The following is a 16,730-nucleotide window of genomic DNA, read 5'->3' on the forward strand; positions in this document are numbered from 1 at the left end:
TCAGAACCGCGTGACGTCCCGGACGAGCAGGTCCAGCAGCCGGGGATAGGAGAGGCCCGCGGCGGCGAACATCTTCGGCACCTGCGACTGCTCGGTGAACCCGGGCATCGTGTTGACCTCGTTGAGCACGGGGCCTTCGGCGGTCAGGAAGAAGTCGACCCGGGCCACGCCGCCACAGCCGAGCGCGTCGAACATCGCGACCGCCGCGTCCTCCAGCGCCTTGCGTTCCGGGTCGGTGAGCGCCGCCGGGATGCGTAAGTCGGCGGCGCCGCCGTACTTGGTCGTGTAGTCGAACAGGCCGTCGACGACGATCTCCAGGCTCGGCGCCACCTCGCGCGACCCGTCCGGGCGCCCCAGGACGGCCAGGTCGATCTCCCGTCCGGTGACGACGTCCTCGACCAGAACCCGGTCGTCCAGGGCGAACGCAGCGTCCAGCGCCGGCGCGAGGTCGTCCGGCGACGTCACCAGCGCGACACCCTGGCTGGACCCGGCGGCAACGGGCTTCACCACGACCGGATGGGTCCACCGGTAGGCGGCGGCCGTGGCCGCGGTGAGCAGCACGCCCGGGGCGGTCGCGATGCCGATGTCGGCCGCGATCAGCTTGGTAGCCCACTTGTCCATGGCCAGGGCCCCGGCCCGCACCCCGGAGCCGACGTACCGGACCCCGGCCACGTCGCACAGCGCCGCAAGCGTGCCGTCCTCGCCGCGCGGCCCGTGCACCGCCGGGACGACGACGTCGCAGGTGCGCAGCTCGCGCACGGCGTCGGCCAGGTCGACCGGGCAGCCGGAGCCGATCCGCCAGCCGCCGTCGGTGTCGATGGTCAGCCGCACGACGGCGTACCCGGCGGTCGCGAGCGCATCGGCGACCGCGGCCGCTGACGCCAGCGACACCTCGTGCTCACAGTTCTGGCCACCGCCGATCACCGCCACCCGCGCGCTCATCGCGACCTCCGCGTGACCCGGGTACCGATGCCGGTGACGATCTCGTGCTCGATCGTGCCTGCCCAGGCCGCCCAGTCCGCGGCGGTGGGTTCGCCGTCGTCGCCGGGCCCGAAGACGGTGACGGTCTCGCCGGGCGGCACCGGATCGGCGCCCAGGTCGACCACCGCCTGGTCCATCGAGATCATTCCGACCAGCGGCCGCCGGCGCCCGCGCACCAGGACCTCGGCCCGGCCGGAAGCTGCCCGCGGCAGCCCGTCCGCGTAACCCAGGGGCAGCAGTGCCAGGTGCGTCGCCGCCGGAGCCGTCCACCCGTGGCCGTAACCCACCTGGGTGCCGGCCCGCACCCGCCGGACGGTGACGACGGGAGCGGTCAGCGTCAGCGCCGGCCGCAGCCGGACCGTCCGCGAGGGGTCGATGCCGACCACCCCGGCCCCCACCCGGACCATCGAATGATGGGTTCGGCGGTCGGTGAGCGTGGCGGCGGTGGCGGCCAGGTGCCGCAGCGGCGGACGCAGCCCGGCTGCGCGGGCCGTCTCCACGCCCCAGGCGAACCGGGACCGGCCGGTCGCGTTGCACAGGTCGGCCGGGTGGTCCGCGCAGCCCAGGTGACCCATCACGCCGACTACGCGCAGCAACCCCCGCTGCTCGGCGAGCCGGGCCGCCCGGCACAGCGCGGCCCAGTCCGCCGGCGGCGCGCCGTCGCGGGCCATCCCGACGTCCAGGTGCAGGTGCACGCGCGCGCCCGCGCCGCCGGCCAGGACGGCGTCGAGGTGCTCCCGGCTCGGCACGGTTACGTCCACCTTCGCGGCGACGGCGTCCCCGAACGGCGCGTCGACGGGGTTCAGCCAGCTCAGCACCGGCGCGGTGACGCCGGCCGCGCGCAGCGCCAGCGCCTCCCCGAGCCCGGTCACGCCCAGCCGGGTTGCACCGTGCGCGAGCGCCGTCCGGGCGACGTCCGCGGCCCCGTGCCCGAAGCCGTCGGCCTTCACCACGGCCATCAGTTCCGCGTCGGTGCGGGCGGCTATCGTGCTGACGTTCGCGGCGACCGCGGCCAGGTCGGCGGTAAGCAGCGGCGCGGCCACGGTGCACGGTGCCGGCGCCACGGCGAGGGCGCTCACGCCGTCACCAGCCGCGCGCTGACCGGGCCGTACAGGGCCGCCGCGGCGCCGGTGCGCAGCGCCCAGTAGCGGTCGCCGTAGCTCCAGTGCCACCACTCGGTGGGATAGTTCACCAGGCCGGCCCCGCCCAGGACCCGAGCCAGGAGCTCCCGGTTCGCCCGGGCCGGGCCGGTCACCTGCGGCGCGTCGAAGAAGCAGGCGCCGCCGCTATCCTCGGGCGTCGCGTCGATCGGGGTGCCGAGGTCGAGCTCCCTGTCGTCGGCGGTGGACACCAGGGTCAGGTCGACGGCGGCGCCGGCCACGTGCGGTGCCACCGCGACCGGCGCGACGAACCGGCTGGTCAACCGCTCGAGCTCGGCATCGGTGAGACCCGGGTGAAGGGCGGACAGCTGTGCGGCGTACCCGGCGATGATGGCGCGCTGGTCGGCGAGCGAACGGTGGCCCTCCACCACCCGCAGGCCGATTCCGCCGGGCAACCGGTCGCGGGCCAGGAGGAGACGCTGCGCCAGCGAGGCTCGCACCGCGGCATGCGCCGGCCCGAACGAGTCGTCGAGCTCCACCATCGGTTCGCCGTCGTCGTGGACCGGGACGGCATGGACCCGCGGGTCGGAGAGGAGGATCGTCATACCCGGCACGCTAGGAACCGGGGCCCGTCACCGGCCTCCACCTGAGGTGCCGAACTGCTGGCCGCGAGGACGAGAAGGCTGGCCGCGGGCCCGGCCACGCCTGGGGCGATCCCGTGCGCTACGGCGTGCGGCGCTGCCGCTGCTCGTGGGCGAACTCACTACGAGCCCGGACGCCGAGCAGCATCTTCCGCGTCATGATCAGCACCACCGGGTCCACCAGCTCGTTGCCCACCCAGGGCAGCCGGGCCGCCAACCCGGTCGCGTGTCCGGTGGCCAGCCCGCGGACCGGTGCGGCGCGGCCACGGACCAGCAGCCGGCAGGCGCCGGGCCCGTCGTCCACCAGCACGAACGCCCACGTGGCGTGCCAAGGGTGCAGCGGCGGGCGTTGGCGCAGCACGAGGACCCGGCCCGGGTCGACCCGCGCCACCTGGAAGGCGTAGCCGTCCTTCGGGCCGAGCGAGCCCGGTGGGGCGGCCCGGACCTGGTCGCCCACGGCGAGGCGGTGCCAGCGGGCCCGGGACCGTTCGGCCCGGCGCAGGTCCAGGCCGAACGGGTTCTCCAGCCAGTCGTAGCTGTACCGGCCGTCGTGGTCGCGGCCGATCTGCACGATCCAGCGCCAGACCTCCTCGCGCGGCGCATTGACGGTCACGGCACGCGTGCTGACTGCGTGCGCGTCGCGGACCAGCTCGTCGCCGGGGAGGGGCCGGGCCACCTCGTCGGGCGTGGCGCCCCGGTAGCGCAGCCGGGCGCGCGCCGCCACGGCCGCCGTCGTCGACGCGGTCAGCGCCGCCGTGGCGACGACGGCGCGCCGCCGGTCCCGGGCGTGCCGGAGGGCGGCGCGCCGGCTCCCGCCCTGGCCACCGTGCGTGTTCATACCGACGAGGAGAGCACGCGGACCCGGCGGCGGGAAGGGACCAACGTCCCGATTCCGGTGGGCCGACTGTACCGCACGTCCGGGAGCGACGCCCGAGGTCAGGGCCGTCATGATCCGGCTCGGGCGTTCTCGACACTCCCGATGGCCGGTGCAACACTGGTGCGGGGCTCAGAGGGGGCATGCATGGGGAGCGGTGCCGACCAGATCTTGCCGAAGCTCCCGCTCGAGGAGCTTCTCGGTGAGGTGCAGTCGCGGCTGCAGGCGGTGGTGGCCGCCCAGGACGGCGTGCACGCACTGCTCGAGGCGGTCGTGTCGATCGGCCGCGACCTCGAGCTGGAGACGGTGCTGCGGCGCATCGTGGAGGCGGCCATCCGGCTGGTGGACTGCCGGTTCGGCGCCCTCGGGGTGATCGGCGACGACGGACAGCTGGCCCAGTTCATCCCGATCGGGGTCACGGAGGACGAGATCGCCCGGATCGCGGAGTGGCCGCACGGGCGGGGCCTGCTCGGGCTGCTGATCAAGGAGCCGGCGGCGCTGCGACTGGAGGAGATCGCCGACCACCCGGAGTCGTACGGGTTCCCGGAGGGACACCCGCCGATGCGTACGTTCCTCGGCGTGCCGATCCGGGTGCGGGACGAGGTGTTCGGCAACCTCTACCTGACCGAGAAGAACGCCGGCCGGCAGTTCGACGAGCAGGACGAGACCATCGTGGCGGCGCTGGCCACGGCCGCGGGCATCGCGATCGACAACGCCCGCCAGTACGACGCCACCCGGCGCCGGGAGACCTGGCTGGACGCGTCCGCCGAGGTCACGCAGGCGCTGCTGTCCGGTACGGAGTTCCGGGACACGCTGCAGCTCATCGCCACGCACGCGCGGGCCATGACGTCGTCGGACACCGCGGCGGTGGCTGTGCCCGACCGCGACGGCCGCACGATGCGGGTGGAGGTGGCCGACGGTGCCGGCGCGGACGATCTGGCCGGCGTGGAGTTCGCGGCCGAAGGCACGCTGGGGGCCGCGGTGGTGGCATCCGGCGAGCCGAGGGCGGTCAACGAGATCCGCCGCGGCCCGGAGCCGGCGCCGCTGCTGGACCGGCTGCCCGACGGTCCGGCGCTGTTGGTCCCGCTCGGGACGCCGCCCCATGTGCGGGGTGTCCTGGTGCTGGTGAAACGCCGCGGCGGGACGCCGTTCTTCGGACCGACCGCTCGCATGGTGCACGCGTTCGCCAACCAGGCCGCCGTCGGCCTGGAGCTGGCCGAAGCGCGCCGTGAGGCCGAGCGACACGGCCTGGTGGACGACCGCGAACGCATCGCCCGCGACCTGCACGACGTCGTGGTGCAGCGGCTGTTCGCCAGCGCGATGAGCCTGACGGCCGCTGCCCGGCTGATCGATCGGGCAGACGTGGCCGCGCGGGTGGAGCGCACGGTCGACGACCTCGACGCGACCATCCGGCAGATCCGCTCGACCATCTTCGCGCTGCAGTCGTCGAAGGACGACGTCGCGCCGACTCTGCGCGGCCGCCTGGTGAACGTCGTGGAGTCCGCGCGGGAGCAGCTGGGGTTCGCTCCCGGCTTGCAGTTGGTGGGTGAGCTGGACAACGCCGTCCCTGACCAGGTGGGCGAGCAGGCGGTGACCGTGCTGCAGGAGGCGCTGTCCAACGCGGTCCGGCACGCGCGGGCCTCGCGCGTCGACGTCGTCGTGGAGGCCATGAACGGGCGGTTGCGGCTGATGGTGGCCGACGACGGCGTCGGACTCCCGGCCGACCGGCGGCACAGCGGCCTGGCCAACCTCGCCGAGCGGGCCGCCGCGCTGGGCGGGACGTTCGAGCTCGCAACGGGCGAACCGACCGGGACCGTGCTGACCTGGCGAGTACCGCTGCGGTGAGCCGTCAGGCACCGCGGCGAGGCTTCGCCTCCGACTTGAGCTGGGCGGCCAGCACGGCGGCCTGGGTGCGGCGGTTCAGGTCCAGCTTGGCGAGCAGGCTGGAGACGTAGTTCTTGATGGTCTTCTCGGCGAGGAACATCCGCTCGCCGATCTGCCGGTTCGTGAGCCCCTCGCCGATGAGGTCGAGGATGCGCCGCTCCTGGTCGGTGAGGGTGGCCAGCGGGTCGGCCTTCGTGGCGCGGTCGCGCAGCCGCGCCAGCATCCGGGCGGTGCTCTGCGGGTCCAGCAGCGATGTTCCGGCAGCCAGTGCTCGCACGGCCCCGACCAGGTCGGTGCCATGGATCTGCTTGAGCACGTAGCCCGCGGCGCCGGCCATGACGGCATCGAACAGGGCGTCGTCGTCGGCGAACGACGTCAGCATCAGGCACTGCAGCTGCGGCAGCCGCGAGCGCATCTCCCGGCAGACGGTGACACCGTCGCCGTCGGGCAGCCGCACGTCCAGGACGGCGACGTCCGGGCGCAGCGCGGGGATGCGGGCCATCGCCTGCTCGGCGGTGCCGGCCTCGCCGACCACCTGGATGTCCGGCTCGGTCTCCAGCAACGCCGCCACCCCGCGGCGGACGACCTCGTGGTCGTCGAGCAGGAACACCCGGATCACGCGGTCGCTGGTCACGCTGTCGACCGTAGTGGGCCTCGGCGGACCGCCGCCAGGACCAAGGTCCCGAGATCGGCGCGCAGGTGAGATCGCAAGGGGCAGGTCAGGACCTTCGGCCCTGTCGGTAGCCGGGCGGGCGGCGCAGCCTGTCGGTGTGAACACGTTGACCCATGCCGACTCGGCCGGGCTGGAGAAGCTCGACCGGCGCACCTGTTACGCGCTGCTGGCGACGGTGCCCATCGGCCGGATCGTGTTCACCGAAGCGGCACTGCCGGCGATCCAGCCGGTCAACTTCGTCCTCGACGGCGACGACGTCATCATCCGCACCGGCACCGGATCCAAGCTCGCCCAGGCCGCGCGGTCGGCCGTCGTAGCGTTCGAGGGTGACCAGTACGACGAGGACACGATGAGCGGCTGGTCGGTAGTGCTGGTCGGGCGGGCCGAGCCGGTCGGTGACGACGCCGAACGCCGCCGGCTGTCAACGCTGGGGCTGATGCCGTGGGCACCCGGGACCCGGCCGCACTACATACGGATCCGGCCCGAGATCGTGCGCGGGCGGCGCATCGTGCGTCCGCCGGCGCTTTGACGATGACCACGTCCAGCAGCCACCACGTGCCCCTCCGCGGCGTCCGGTCAGAAACCAGCGTGCCCGTGACCGGTGCCGCCCTCCCCACCACCGAGTACCCGCGTGCCGTGCGGTACGCGTTGGCGGCGCTGCGGCTCTCGCTCGGCTGGACCTTCCTGTGGGCGTTCTTCGACAAGACATTCGGGCTCGGATAGGCGACACCGGCCGAGAACGCGTGGATCGACGGCGGCAGCCCCACGACCGGGTACCTGTTCGGCGTGGAGGGCCCGTTCGCGGGCATCTTCAACGACCTGGCCGGTCAGGCCTGGGAGTGGCTGCCGCTGGTCCGCCGGTACCGCTGGCTGGTGTGAGGGCGGCAGCCTCGAGCTGCGTCGTGCGCCGGACGACCACGGGGGAGGGGTCCGGCGCACGACGCCACCCGTCGACGGAGGAGGACGGCTACGCCTGCGCGGGGGAGATGTTGACCATCCAGCTCACGCCGAAGGCGTCCTGGCACATGCCGAAGCTGTCGCCCCACGGCGCCTGCTCCAGCGGCACCGTGACCGTGCCGCCCGCGGACAGCTGCTCCCAGTAGCCCCGCAACCGAGCGTCGTCGTCGCCGCTGAGGGAGACCGCGTGGCTGGTCCCCGGCGTGTAGTCCATCGTGTTCGGGGTGTCGGAGGCCATCAGCACGAGGCCGTCGTCGGTCTCCAGCATCGAGTGCATGATCTTGTCGGCTTCGCTGGGGTCCTCGCTGGCGCCGATGTCGGCGAACGTGTTCATGGTCAGGTCGCCGCCGAAGACGGAGCGGTAGAACTCCATGGCCTGCCTGGCGGTGTCGCGGAAGCCCAGATACGGATTCAGGCGCACGCTCACGGTCCGACCTCCTTGTCGTCGCGCGGCCGGTTCCCGGCTCAGATCGACACTAGACCCGCCGCGTGGCGGGTGGGAGGTAGTGGGCCGACGAGTTCCGGCCGCGGCCCGGAGACGACGTCAGCCCGTGCGGCACGGGGCCGGCACGGGCTGACGTCGTCGATCAGTGCGGACGATCAGTGCATGACGATCGGCGGCGCCTGGGCGGCGTCACCGTCCTCGTCGCCTTCCTGGCCGTGCGTGTCGGTCTGCAGCGCCTTCTTGCTCCGCGGCAGGAACAACGCCGGGATCAGGCAGAGCGCCACCAGCACGACTGCCACCGTGAAGGTGGACCCGAACGCCTCGGCCAGCCCGGACTGACCAGCGGCAAGCACCTCGGGCGGCACCTGGTCGGCCGGCACCACGCCCTGAACGACGCCGTTGTAGGCGGTCGCGGCCTGGTTGTTCAGGATCTGGTTGGTCAGGATCACCGACATGGTCGCCGTTCCGATGGAGCCACCGGCCTGCTGCACGATGTTCATGAGCGTGGAGCCGCGGGCGACCTCGGCGTGCGTGAGGCTGGCCAGGGCAGCCGTCATGATCGGCATCATGGTCATGCCCATGCCGAGACCCATGACGAACAACGACCCCAGGAGCAGCACGTAGGACGTGTCGGCCGCGAGCTGGGTGAACGTGCCCATGCCGACGGCGATGAGCACGATGCCAGTGAGCACCAGCTTGCCCGGCCCGGTCTTGTCGGTCAGCCGGCCGGCGATCGGCATGGTGATCATGGCGCCGATGCCCTGCGGCGCCATGAGCAGCCCCGCCATCAGTGTGCTCTCTTCACGCACCTGCATGAAGTAGCTGGGGAACAGCAGACCGGCCCCCATGAACGCCACGATGAACAACGTCATGGTGATGACCGCGACGGTGAGGTTGCGGTTGAGGAACAGGTGCAGGTCGATCAGCGGGTTCCGCTTGCGCAGCGCGTGGAAGACGAACGACACCACCAGGACCAGCCCGAGGGCCGCCGGCACCAGCACCCGTGCTGCCTGGACCGTGCCTTCCTCCGGAATGGACGAGACGCCGAACAGGAACAGCGCCAGGCCGGGGGAGAGCAGTGCCATGCCGACGAAGTCGAACGTCTCCGACGGCTGCGGCTGGTCCTTCGGCAGCACCCGCGACGCCGCGATGAAGGCGAAGATGCCGATCGGCAGGTTGATCAGGAAGATCCAGTGCCATGAGGCGACGTCGATGAGCCAGCCGCCCAGGATCGGGCCGGCGATGGGACCGAGCAGCATCGGGACGCCCAGCACGGCCATGACGCGCCCGATGCGTTCGGGTCCGGCCGCGCGGGTCATGATGGTCATGCCCAGCGGCATCAGCATGCCGCCGCCCAGCCCCTGCAGGACGCGGGCGCCGATGAGCGGGCCGATGTCCCAGGCGAAGGCGCACAGCACGGAGCCGAGGACGAACAACACCAGGGACGTCAGGTAGAGCCGCTTGGTGCCGAAGCGGTCGGCGGCCCAGCCGGTGATGGGGATGACCGCGGCCAGCGCGAGCGTGTACGCCGTGTGGGTCCACGCCACGGTGGCGTAGGTCGCGTTGAACTCGCTCTGGAACGTCGGCAGCGCGACGCTGACGACCGTCACATCGAGGATCGACATGATGGCGCCGAGCACCACGACGCCGGCGACCTTGAGTACCCCGCGGTCGAGCTTGTCGTCGGACCCGACGTCAGGGGGTCCGGCAGATGTGCTCATGAGTGCTGTTCCTCCAGATGTGACGGTGTGGCGGTGGAGACGATCGGGCCGAGCGCGGCGTGCAGCCGCTCGCGGTCCGAGGGGTTCAGGGACCGCGCGAACGCCAGCAGCGCACTGCGCCGGGCGGCGTCGACGTCGGCGATGACGTCACGGCCCCGGTCCGACAACGAGACACGGCGGATGCGGCGATCGCTGGGATCCTCGCGCCGGGCGACGAGTCCGTGCGTCACCAGCCGGTCGACGTTGCGGCCGGCCGTGGCCAAGGTGAGGTCGACGGCATCGGCGATTTCGTTGATGGGGATGGGCTCGGCGTGCCGGGCCAAGACGACCAGGCAGCGCAGCTGCGAGATCGACAGGTCCAGTTCGACCATGGAGTTGAGGTCCGACTCGGCCCGGGCGCACCCGATCTGGCGGAGGAACTCCTCGAGCGAGGCGACGAACTCTGCCTCGGCGGATTCGGACACCGCAGTATCGTGCCGTGGATAGTTGCATGCCTGCAACCATTGCGAGGGTGATACCGATCACGTCGCCCGAAATGATCACGTCCCGTGGGGGTGCTCACGCTCCACCAGGGATGCTTGCCTGTGGAAGCGGGAACACGCCTGGGGAGGGCCTGCCCCGGCATCGATATCGCGACCCCCGACACCCCGCCCGCACCGCTCCGGTGGGTGCGGCGGCAGCCGCTCGGCTAAGGTCGGTCCAGGTACACGAGCGGGTGGCGCGGGGGAGGTGACGGGGCCGTGGAGGTCCAGGAGACGTCGGTCCAGACCGACCGGGTGTTCACCGTCCCCAATGTGCTCTCGTTCCTCCGGCTGCTGGGCGTTCCGGTCTTCCTCTGGCTCGTCCTCGTCGAAGAGGCCGACACCGTCGCCATCATCCTGCTCGCGGTGTCCGGCTTCACCGACTACCTCGACGGCTGGCTGGCCCGCCGGTGGAACCAGATCAGCCGGGTCGGGCAACTGCTCGACCCACTCGCCGACCGGCTCTACATCCTGACCACCATCGTTGCGCTGACCTTGCGCGACATCATCCCGTTGTGGTTCGCGGTGCTGCTGGTCGCCCGCGACGTGTACATGGCGGTGATCGTGGCGCTGCTCAAGGCGCGGCGGGGCCTCACCGGCCTCCCGGTCCACTTCCTCGGCAAGTCCGCCACCGCCTGCCTGCTGTACGCGTTCCCGCTGCTGCTGTGGGGGGACGCCGACGGCACCCTGGCCATGTTGGCCCGGGTCTTCGGCTGGGCATTCGTACTGTGGGGCGTCGCCCTGTACTGGTGGGCGGCGGTCCTCTACACGTTCCAGGCGCGCCGGGTACTGAGCGGCGCAGCGGCGAAAGCCGGCTGACCTCGCGGATGTCGGCGCGGCACCGGGATCGGGCCGTGCGAGCATAGGGGCGTGGTGACAGGGCAGACTCCCCGGGTTCGTCCGCTTCGGCGGCCGGACGAGTCGATGTCGCTGCTCAACGATCTGTTCGCGAAGCCGCTGGACCCCGGATACGAGGAGGCCGCCGCCCGAGAGCGCGCCGAGGGCGGGGCACCGCCGGGCCGCAACGGCCGCGGTGACGACGGCCGCGACGGCGGGCGCGGACGCCAACGGTTCTCGCTGGCGCTCGCGCTCGGGATGGTCGCTCTGGGGTTGCTCGTCACAGCCGCTGTGTTACAGGTTCGCGACACCGCTAATGTGGTCTCTTCGGAGCGGCAGGGGTTGATCGAGCAGATCCGCGCGGAGGACGAGCGTGTCAGCCACCTCCAGGAAAGCGTCACAGCCCTGGAGTCGGAGATCAACAGCCTCGAGGACGCACTCCTGCAGGACTCCGCGACCGGGCAGCAGATACGCGAAGAAGTCGAGGGGTTGCAGGCACGTGCGGGGGGCGATCGAGGTGACGGGGCCGGGGGTGGTGGTCACGGTGGACAACCCGGAAGACCAGGAGAACGTAGAAGACCCCGACAAGGCGCGCGTCCTTGACCTCGACCTGCGTCAAGCGGTCAACGGGCTGTGGTCGGCCGGCGCGGAGGCCGTCAGCATCAACGGCCAGCGCATCACCAGCCTGACCGCCATCCGTTCGGCCGAGGGGATCATACAGATCAACTACCGGCCCATGAACGCGCCCTACGAGATCTCCGCCATCGGCGATCCCGAATCGCTCCCGGGCCGGTTCGGTGACGGCTCCGGCGGCCAGTGGCTGCGCGCCGTTGCCAGCAACGACAACCTGCAGTTCAGCGTCCGCCGTGAGAACGAGCTGACTCTGCCGGCCGGCAACACGCCGCTGACGTACGCGACTCCGGGAGGGGCATCGTGATCCCGGCCATCGGCCTGATCGTCGGAATCCTCGCCGGCGTGTTCTTCGACGTCTCCGTGCCGCTGGAGCTGCAGCCCTACCTCCCGATCGCCATCGTCGCCGCGCTGGACGCGGTGTTCGGCGGGGTCCGGGCGGTCATGGAGGGCATCTTCAACGACAAGGTCTTCGTGGTGTCCTTCATCGCCAACGTGCTCATCGCGGCGTTCATCGTGTTCCTCGGCGACCAACTCGGCGTGGGCTCGCAGTTGTCGACGGCGGTGATCGTCGTGCTGGGCATCCGCATCTTCACGAACGTGGCCACGATCAGGCGGCATCTGTTCCATGCCTGATCGCGACGACGACCTCGACGACGCTCGCGGAGCGCCCGATCGCGACGGCGCCCGTGACGACGCCTCGCGCCCGGATGAGCCCGACGCCGCCGCCGAGGGCGCGCGTGACGCCGCCGAGGGCGCGCGTGACGACGTCGAGGGCGCGCGTGACGACGCCGAGGGGACGCCCGACGGCGACGGCGACCAGTCGCCGGTGGGCGACGACCTGACGGCTGTCGGGGACGACGGCGATCGGACCGCCTACGACGAACCGGCGGTCGGCGGAGGCGGCGACCACCCGGAGCGGGCCGGCGACCAGCCGCAGCGGGCCGACGATCACCCGTCCGGCGATGCGGAGGCAGAGTCGGCGCCGGCTGCCGGCGACCGCACGACCGCACCGCGGCGGCCCTTCGTCGCCGCACGGCCCCGCGGCCACGGTGGTCAGCGAGCCGGCCACGGTGGCCACACCCGCTCGCACGCCAAGTCCACCAGCCCCGGCGCCGGGCAGTCCGGCTCAGCGCGTTTCACCCCGGCGGCGCCATCGGGACCCCGGCGGCTCTGGAAGGCCATCACACAGCGGCCCGACCTCGGACACGTCGGTGTCGCGCTGCTGGTCGCACTACTGGGCTTCGGCGCCGTCGTACAGGTGCGCGCGGACGACGACGACACCCTGGCCAACGCCCGCCGCGACGACCTCGTCCAGATCCTCGACGGGCTGCGCCGTCAAGCGGACCGTCTCGACGATCACGTGGCCGATCTGGAGGCCGACCGGCGCGAGCTGGTCAGCGGCGCCAACACGGAGGCGGAGGCTCTGCAGTTGGCGCAGGAGCGGGCCCGCACGGTCGGCGTGCTGGCCGGTACCGTCCCGGCCACCGGTTCCGGCATCATCATGACCGTCACCGACCCCGACCGCCGGGTGTCCGCCACGCTCATGCTGCAGGCGATCAACGAACTGCGGGTGGCCGGCGCCGAGGCGATCCAGATCCGCGGCGGTGGCAACGACACCGCTGTTCGGGTCATCGCCAGCACCGCCTTCGAGAACCCCGAAGCCGGGGTTCTCGAGGTAGGCGGGGTGCGGATGGAGCCGCCGTACGAGATCGTGGCCATCGGCGATCCGCGCGAACTCTCCGGCGCCATGACGTTCGCCGAGGGCATCGTGTCTCGCATCGAGAGCCAGGACGCCGCCGCCACGGTCACCGAGTACGACGAGCTGACCGTGGACGTGTTGCACGAGCCGCAGCCGCCTGAGTACGCTCACCCGGCGCCGGACGACGAGGACGACGAATGACCACCCGTGCCGGCTGTCGTCGCCATCGAGCCCACCGTCAGCCCGTCAAGCCCGTCAACCGGCCGCGCGTGCCGTAGAGGAGGCAGATTTCGTTGTATCCCGACGACCTGAGGTACACCCCGGAGCATGAGTGGGTGCGCACCCCTGGTGAGGCTGAGGGGAGTGTCCGCGTAGGCATCACGCACTTCGCCCAGGAGCAACTGGGCGACATTGTCTACGTCCAGCTGCCGGCCGCCGGCGACGAGGTCACCGCCGGGGAGGTCTGCGGGGAACTGGAGTCAACGAAGAGCGTCAGCGAACTGTTCGCGCCGATCACGGGCACGGTGGCCGCACGCAACGAGGAGCTGGACGCGGCGCCGGAGCAGGTGAACGCCGACCCGTACGGCGCCGGGTGGATGCTGGAGATCGTGCCGGCCGACGCGGGCGCCGTCGAGCAACTGTTGAGCGCCGATGACTACCGCACTCAGGTGGAGGGATGAGACTCGTGTGAGAACCGCGACTCCGCCAGGGTCCGATCCGTGGTTGACCCCTGGCGGGGAGCGGTTCTAGGTTGCCAGAATCCGTAAACCCTCAGGCGCTGGTCGAGGGTCGTGAGACACTCGTAGCGCCGCCGACTCGAGTCGCGGGGAAACCCGTGGCGGGAGGCCATGCCGATGCCGTTCTGCACCCAGTGCGGTCACCAAAACCCGTCCGACGCGAAGTTCTGCTCCCAGTGCGGAACCCCGCTGGTCCGGCCGATGCAGCCGGCTGAGACCGGGGGTGACGCCACGAGCACCATGGCAATGGTCCGCGAGGAGACGGCGCAGGTCCAGCCCGACGACGGTGGCGATCTCGCCGCCGCCGACCAGGCGGCCGTCGACGCCCTGCCCGAGGGAAGCGCCCTGCTCGTGGTGCTGCGCGGCCCGAACGCCGGCAGCCGTTTCCTGCTCGACACCGACATGGTGAGCGCCGGCCGGCACCCGGACTCCGACATCTTCCTCGACGACGTCACCGTCTCCCGGCGGCACGCGGAGTTCCGTCGCATGCCCGGCGGCTTTGTCGTGTCCGACGTCGGGAGCCTCAACGGCACGTACGTCAACCGTGACCGCATCGACGAGGTCGCCCTCAGCAACGGCGACGAAGTGCAGATCGGCAAGTACCGGCTGGTCTATTACTCCAGCCAGCACGGGTTCGGAGGCGGACCGAGGTGAGCCCGGCGCAGGCTCGTGCGGGCGGCGGGGCCCGCCGCGACGCCGCGCCGGCCGAGCAGACCATGAGCATCGGCGAGGTGCTGGCACAGCTGCGGCCCGACTTCGCCGATGTCACCATTTCCAAGATCAGGTTTTTGGAGACCGAGGGCCTGGTCGAGCCGCAGCGCTCGCCGTCGGGATATCGCCGGTTCACCCCGGACGACGTCGCCCGGTTGCGGTACATCCTCACGGTGCAGCGCGACCACTACCTGCCGCTGCGGGTGATCAAAGAGCAGCTCGCCCAACTTGATCGAGGCTTGGAGCTGGTCACCGAGGGCGGCAGCACCGTCACGCCCTACACCTCGGCGGCCAATCCGAACGACGAGGTCGTGCTCACCCGCTCGTCGCTGCTGGAAGCTGCCGCCATCACTGAGGAACTCCTGGCGGAGCTGGAGTCCTTCGGGTTGGTCACGCCGCGGCGTGGCGGCCGGTACGACGCCGACGCCCTGCTGGTCGCCCGCACCGTCGGTGAGCTCGCCGCCTACGGCCTGCAGCCGCGGCACCTGCGCGCGGTGCGCAGCGCCGCGGAGCGCGAGGTCGACCTGGTCGAGCAGGTGGTGGCTCCGATGTTCCGGCAGCGTGGCGCCGACTCCCGTGGCCGGGCCGAGGAGTCCGCCGCCGACGTCGCGCGGCTCACGCTGCGGCTGCATGCCGCGCTCGTCGACGCGGGCATCCGCCGCCTCTCGCGCTGAGTCCCCGCGCCTAGGGAGCCTGGCACATTTCTCGCGCCCGTTGATCTTGGAGTTCTCGCGGAATCTATCGGACATTCCGGGCGGGGATTCCGCGGAAACTCCAAGATCAACGAGGACTGGGCTGCAGGTCGGCGGGCGGGTGCCGTCGTCGTGACCACATCGGCATCTTCGGCACCGTGAGACGATCGCCGCGCAGGGGTACTGTTGAAGGGTGCGAGAGCTAGACGTCGTGGGTGTCCGAGTCGAGATGCCGTCGAATCAGCCGATCGTCCTCTTGCGTGAGGTGGGGGGCGATCGGTTCTTGCCGATCTGGATCGGTGCGGTCGAGGCCACCGCCATCGCGTTCGCCCAGCAGGGCATCGTGCCGCCTCGACCGATGACGCATGACCTGTTCAAGGATGTGCTCGACGCGGTCGGGGTCAGCCTGGAGCAGGTGCGCATCACCGAGGTGCGCGACAACACCTACTACGCGGAGCTGGTGCTGTCCGGGGGCGTGGAGATCAGCTCCCGGCCGTCGGACTCCATCGCCCTGGCGCTGCGCACCGGGACTCCCATCTACGCCGCCGAGCCGTTGCTGGACGAGGCCGGGGTGCTCATGGCCGACCCGGATTCCGATGACCAGGAGGACGAAGTGGCCCGGTTCCGGGCCTTCCTCGAAGAAGTGACGCCCGAGGACTTCAGCGGCTGACAGCCGATACGGCCGGTGTGACACATGTGACTCGTGTGAATACTGTGACTTTGAACCTAGAGCTGAAGTTGAGCTTGAGACTCGCCGCGTGTTGCATTGACCCCCGTCGGGCCCGGGCCTAACGTCACTCGTGTAACACGCGGACCACGTCGATCGGGGAGCGGCGGCGGGCGCGCTGGGTTTGGACGATGAAGGGGTCGGCGTGAACGCAGACAGCACATCCGGTACCGGCACGGCAGGCGACGCCGGCCGGACTGCGGCAGCGGCTGGCCGCGCCGCGTCCAAGCAGGGCCTCCTCTTCGAGGGCATGGTCGGACCGGTTCCCGAGGACGTCGGGTACCGCGGTCCCACCGCCTGCAGCGCCGCCGGCATCACCTACCGGCAGCTGGACTACTGGGCCCGCACCGGGCTGGTCGAGCCGTCCGTGCGCGGCGCCGCGGGGTCGGGCAGCCAGCGGCTGTACTCGTTCCGCGACATCCTGGTCCTCAAGATCGTCAAGCGGCTGCTCGACACCGGCGTGTCCCTGCAGCAGATCCGTCAGGCCGTCCAGCACCTGCGTGATCGCGGTGTCGAGGATCTCGCCGGCATCACCCTCATGAGCGACGGTGCCAGTGTGTACGAGTGCACCTCCGCCGACGAGGTCGTCGATCTCGTCCAGGGCGGGCAGGGTGTGTTCGGCATCGCCGTCGGCCGGGTCTGGCGCGAGATCGAGGCCACCCTGGTCGAGCTGCCGGCCGAGCGTCCGGGCGAGGCGCCCGCCGAGCACCCGGGCGACCAGCTGGCCGCACGCCGTCGCGCCCGCGCCGCCGGCGCCTGACCCACCCCAGGCCGCCGGCCCACGACGCCCGTCCTCAAGTGATCACGTTCGGCATGGGTGCACCCACTCCACCAGGAATGCTTGCCTGAGGACGCGTACAGACGCCTCTCGGAGCCCCTGATCATCGCGGCAGTTGA

At 71.5% G+C, this 16,730-nt stretch carries 19 protein-coding genes and 2 pseudogenes; 13 read left to right on the forward strand and 8 right to left on the reverse strand.

Translation table 11 applies throughout. The features are described from left to right. From JIAGA_RS0111915 to JIAGA_RS29300, 4 genes are all read right to left on the reverse strand, one after another. Entirely contained in the window at nucleotides 1-942 is a 942-nt protein-coding gene (locus JIAGA_RS0111915; RefSeq protein WP_026875830.1) for a D-alanine--D-alanine ligase family protein, read from the reverse strand. Continuing rightward, nucleotides 939-2,060: an alanine racemase gene (gene alr / locus JIAGA_RS0111920; protein ID WP_211239619.1), complete on the reverse strand. Its 1,122-nt coding sequence runs from the start codon at nucleotides 2,058-2,060 to the stop codon at nucleotides 939-941. Before alr ends, JIAGA_RS0111915 begins: the two co-directional genes overlap by 4 nt. Then, complete coding sequence (locus JIAGA_RS0111925; RefSeq protein ID WP_026875832.1) at nucleotides 2,057-2,686, reverse strand: M15 family metallopeptidase; 630 nt, start codon at nucleotides 2,684-2,686, stop codon at nucleotides 2,057-2,059. Before JIAGA_RS0111925 ends, alr begins: the two co-directional genes overlap by 4 nt. 118 nt (nucleotides 2,687-2,804) lie before the next feature. After that, the gene (locus JIAGA_RS29300; RefSeq protein ID WP_051425997.1) at nucleotides 2,805-3,560 is read right to left on the reverse strand and encodes a hypothetical protein; all 756 of its coding nucleotides are present in this window, start codon (nucleotides 3,558-3,560) and stop codon (nucleotides 2,805-2,807) included. A 183-nt stretch (nucleotides 3,561-3,743) separates the two neighbouring features. Here JIAGA_RS29300 and JIAGA_RS0111935 point away from each other — a divergent pair, with 183 nt between their 5' ends. Beyond that, on the forward strand, nucleotides 3,744-5,441 hold the full coding sequence (locus JIAGA_RS0111935) for a sensor histidine kinase (protein WP_026875833.1): 1,698 nt from the start codon (nucleotides 3,744-3,746) through the stop codon (nucleotides 5,439-5,441). Between the two features lie 4 nt (nucleotides 5,442-5,445). Here JIAGA_RS0111935 and JIAGA_RS0111940 read toward each other — a convergent pair whose 3' ends face one another. Further along, entirely contained in the window at nucleotides 5,446-6,114 is a 669-nt protein-coding gene (locus JIAGA_RS0111940; RefSeq protein WP_035812441.1) for a response regulator, read from the reverse strand. A 136-nt stretch (nucleotides 6,115-6,250) separates the two neighbouring features. Here JIAGA_RS0111940 and JIAGA_RS33800 point away from each other — a divergent pair, with 136 nt between their 5' ends. Both JIAGA_RS33800 and JIAGA_RS36120 read left to right on the forward strand, forming a co-directional pair. Further along, nucleotides 6,251-6,682, forward strand: coding sequence for a pyridoxamine 5'-phosphate oxidase family protein (locus JIAGA_RS33800; RefSeq protein ID WP_026875835.1), 432 nt, complete (start codon nucleotides 6,251-6,253; stop codon nucleotides 6,680-6,682). A gap of 2 nt (nucleotides 6,683-6,684) precedes the next feature. Continuing rightward, nucleotides 6,685-7,008 (forward strand): annotated as a pseudogene (locus JIAGA_RS36120) (hypothetical protein); the annotation flags it as partial. A 112-nt stretch (nucleotides 7,009-7,120) separates the two neighbouring features. Here the strand turns inward: JIAGA_RS36120 and JIAGA_RS0111960 are convergent. From JIAGA_RS0111960 to JIAGA_RS29315, 3 genes are all read right to left on the reverse strand, one after another. Beyond that, nucleotides 7,121-7,537, reverse strand: coding sequence for a VOC family protein (locus JIAGA_RS0111960; protein WP_026875837.1), 417 nt, complete (start codon nucleotides 7,535-7,537; stop codon nucleotides 7,121-7,123). A 173-nt stretch (nucleotides 7,538-7,710) separates the two neighbouring features. After that, on the reverse strand, nucleotides 7,711-9,276 hold the full coding sequence (locus JIAGA_RS29310) for a DHA2 family efflux MFS transporter permease subunit (protein ID WP_084469635.1): 1,566 nt from the start codon (nucleotides 9,274-9,276) through the stop codon (nucleotides 7,711-7,713). After that, on the reverse strand, nucleotides 9,273-9,740 hold the full coding sequence (locus tag JIAGA_RS29315) for a MarR family winged helix-turn-helix transcriptional regulator (RefSeq protein WP_051425998.1): 468 nt from the start codon (nucleotides 9,738-9,740) through the stop codon (nucleotides 9,273-9,275). Before JIAGA_RS29315 ends, JIAGA_RS29310 begins: the two co-directional genes overlap by 4 nt. Before the next feature lie 276 nt (nucleotides 9,741-10,016). On the opposite strand from JIAGA_RS29315, the gene clsA reads away from it, so the two are divergent. From clsA to JIAGA_RS0112020, 10 genes and pseudogenes are all read left to right on the forward strand, one after another. After that, nucleotides 10,017-10,616, forward strand: a complete 600-nt coding sequence (gene clsA, locus JIAGA_RS0111975; protein ID WP_026875838.1) for a cardiolipin synthase ClsA — start codon at nucleotides 10,017-10,019, stop codon at nucleotides 10,614-10,616. A 517-nt stretch (nucleotides 10,617-11,133) separates the two neighbouring features. Beyond that, nucleotides 11,134-11,571 carry a DUF881 domain-containing protein gene (locus JIAGA_RS0111985; RefSeq protein WP_169738858.1) on the forward strand — a complete coding sequence of 146 codons (438 nt, stop codon included), beginning with the start codon at nucleotides 11,134-11,136 and terminating at the stop codon, nucleotides 11,569-11,571. Then, nucleotides 11,568-11,900, forward strand: coding sequence for a small basic family protein (locus JIAGA_RS0111990; RefSeq protein WP_026875841.1), 333 nt, complete (start codon nucleotides 11,568-11,570; stop codon nucleotides 11,898-11,900). The genes JIAGA_RS0111985 and JIAGA_RS0111990 overlap by 4 nt, the downstream gene beginning before the upstream one ends. Further along, nucleotides 11,893-13,167: a DUF881 domain-containing protein gene (locus tag JIAGA_RS33080; protein WP_051425999.1), complete on the forward strand. Its 1,275-nt coding sequence runs from the start codon at nucleotides 11,893-11,895 to the stop codon at nucleotides 13,165-13,167. Before JIAGA_RS0111990 ends, JIAGA_RS33080 begins: the two co-directional genes overlap by 8 nt. Before the next feature lie 92 nt (nucleotides 13,168-13,259). Continuing rightward, on the forward strand, nucleotides 13,260-13,646 hold the full coding sequence (gene gcvH, locus JIAGA_RS0112000; protein ID WP_026875842.1) for a glycine cleavage system protein GcvH: 387 nt from the start codon (nucleotides 13,260-13,262) through the stop codon (nucleotides 13,644-13,646). A gap of 174 nt (nucleotides 13,647-13,820) precedes the next feature. Next, nucleotides 13,821-13,892 (forward strand): annotated as a pseudogene (locus JIAGA_RS36125) (zinc-ribbon domain-containing protein); the annotation flags it as partial. Between the two features lie 51 nt (nucleotides 13,893-13,943). After that, nucleotides 13,944-14,357, forward strand: a complete 414-nt coding sequence (locus tag JIAGA_RS35635; protein ID WP_281172688.1) for an FHA domain-containing protein — start codon at nucleotides 13,944-13,946, stop codon at nucleotides 14,355-14,357. A 62-nt stretch (nucleotides 14,358-14,419) separates the two neighbouring features. Then, nucleotides 14,420-15,088 carry a transcriptional regulator FtsR gene (ftsR, locus tag JIAGA_RS0112010; protein ID WP_026875843.1) on the forward strand — a complete coding sequence of 223 codons (669 nt, stop codon included), beginning with the start codon at nucleotides 14,420-14,422 and terminating at the stop codon, nucleotides 15,086-15,088. A 211-nt stretch (nucleotides 15,089-15,299) separates the two neighbouring features. Then, on the forward strand, nucleotides 15,300-15,776 hold the full coding sequence (locus tag JIAGA_RS0112015) for a bifunctional nuclease family protein (protein WP_026875844.1): 477 nt from the start codon (nucleotides 15,300-15,302) through the stop codon (nucleotides 15,774-15,776). A gap of 202 nt (nucleotides 15,777-15,978) precedes the next feature. Beyond that, a complete protein-coding gene (locus tag JIAGA_RS0112020; protein ID WP_035812449.1) occupies nucleotides 15,979-16,593 on the forward strand; it encodes a MerR family transcriptional regulator in 615 nt (204 codons plus the stop codon). Nucleotides 16,594-16,730 lie beyond the last annotated feature (137 nt).

This window comes from Jiangella gansuensis DSM 44835 (genome assembly GCF_000515395.1).
In the GTDB taxonomy this organism is placed as follows: domain Bacteria; phylum Actinomycetota; class Actinomycetes; order Jiangellales; family Jiangellaceae; genus Jiangella; species Jiangella gansuensis.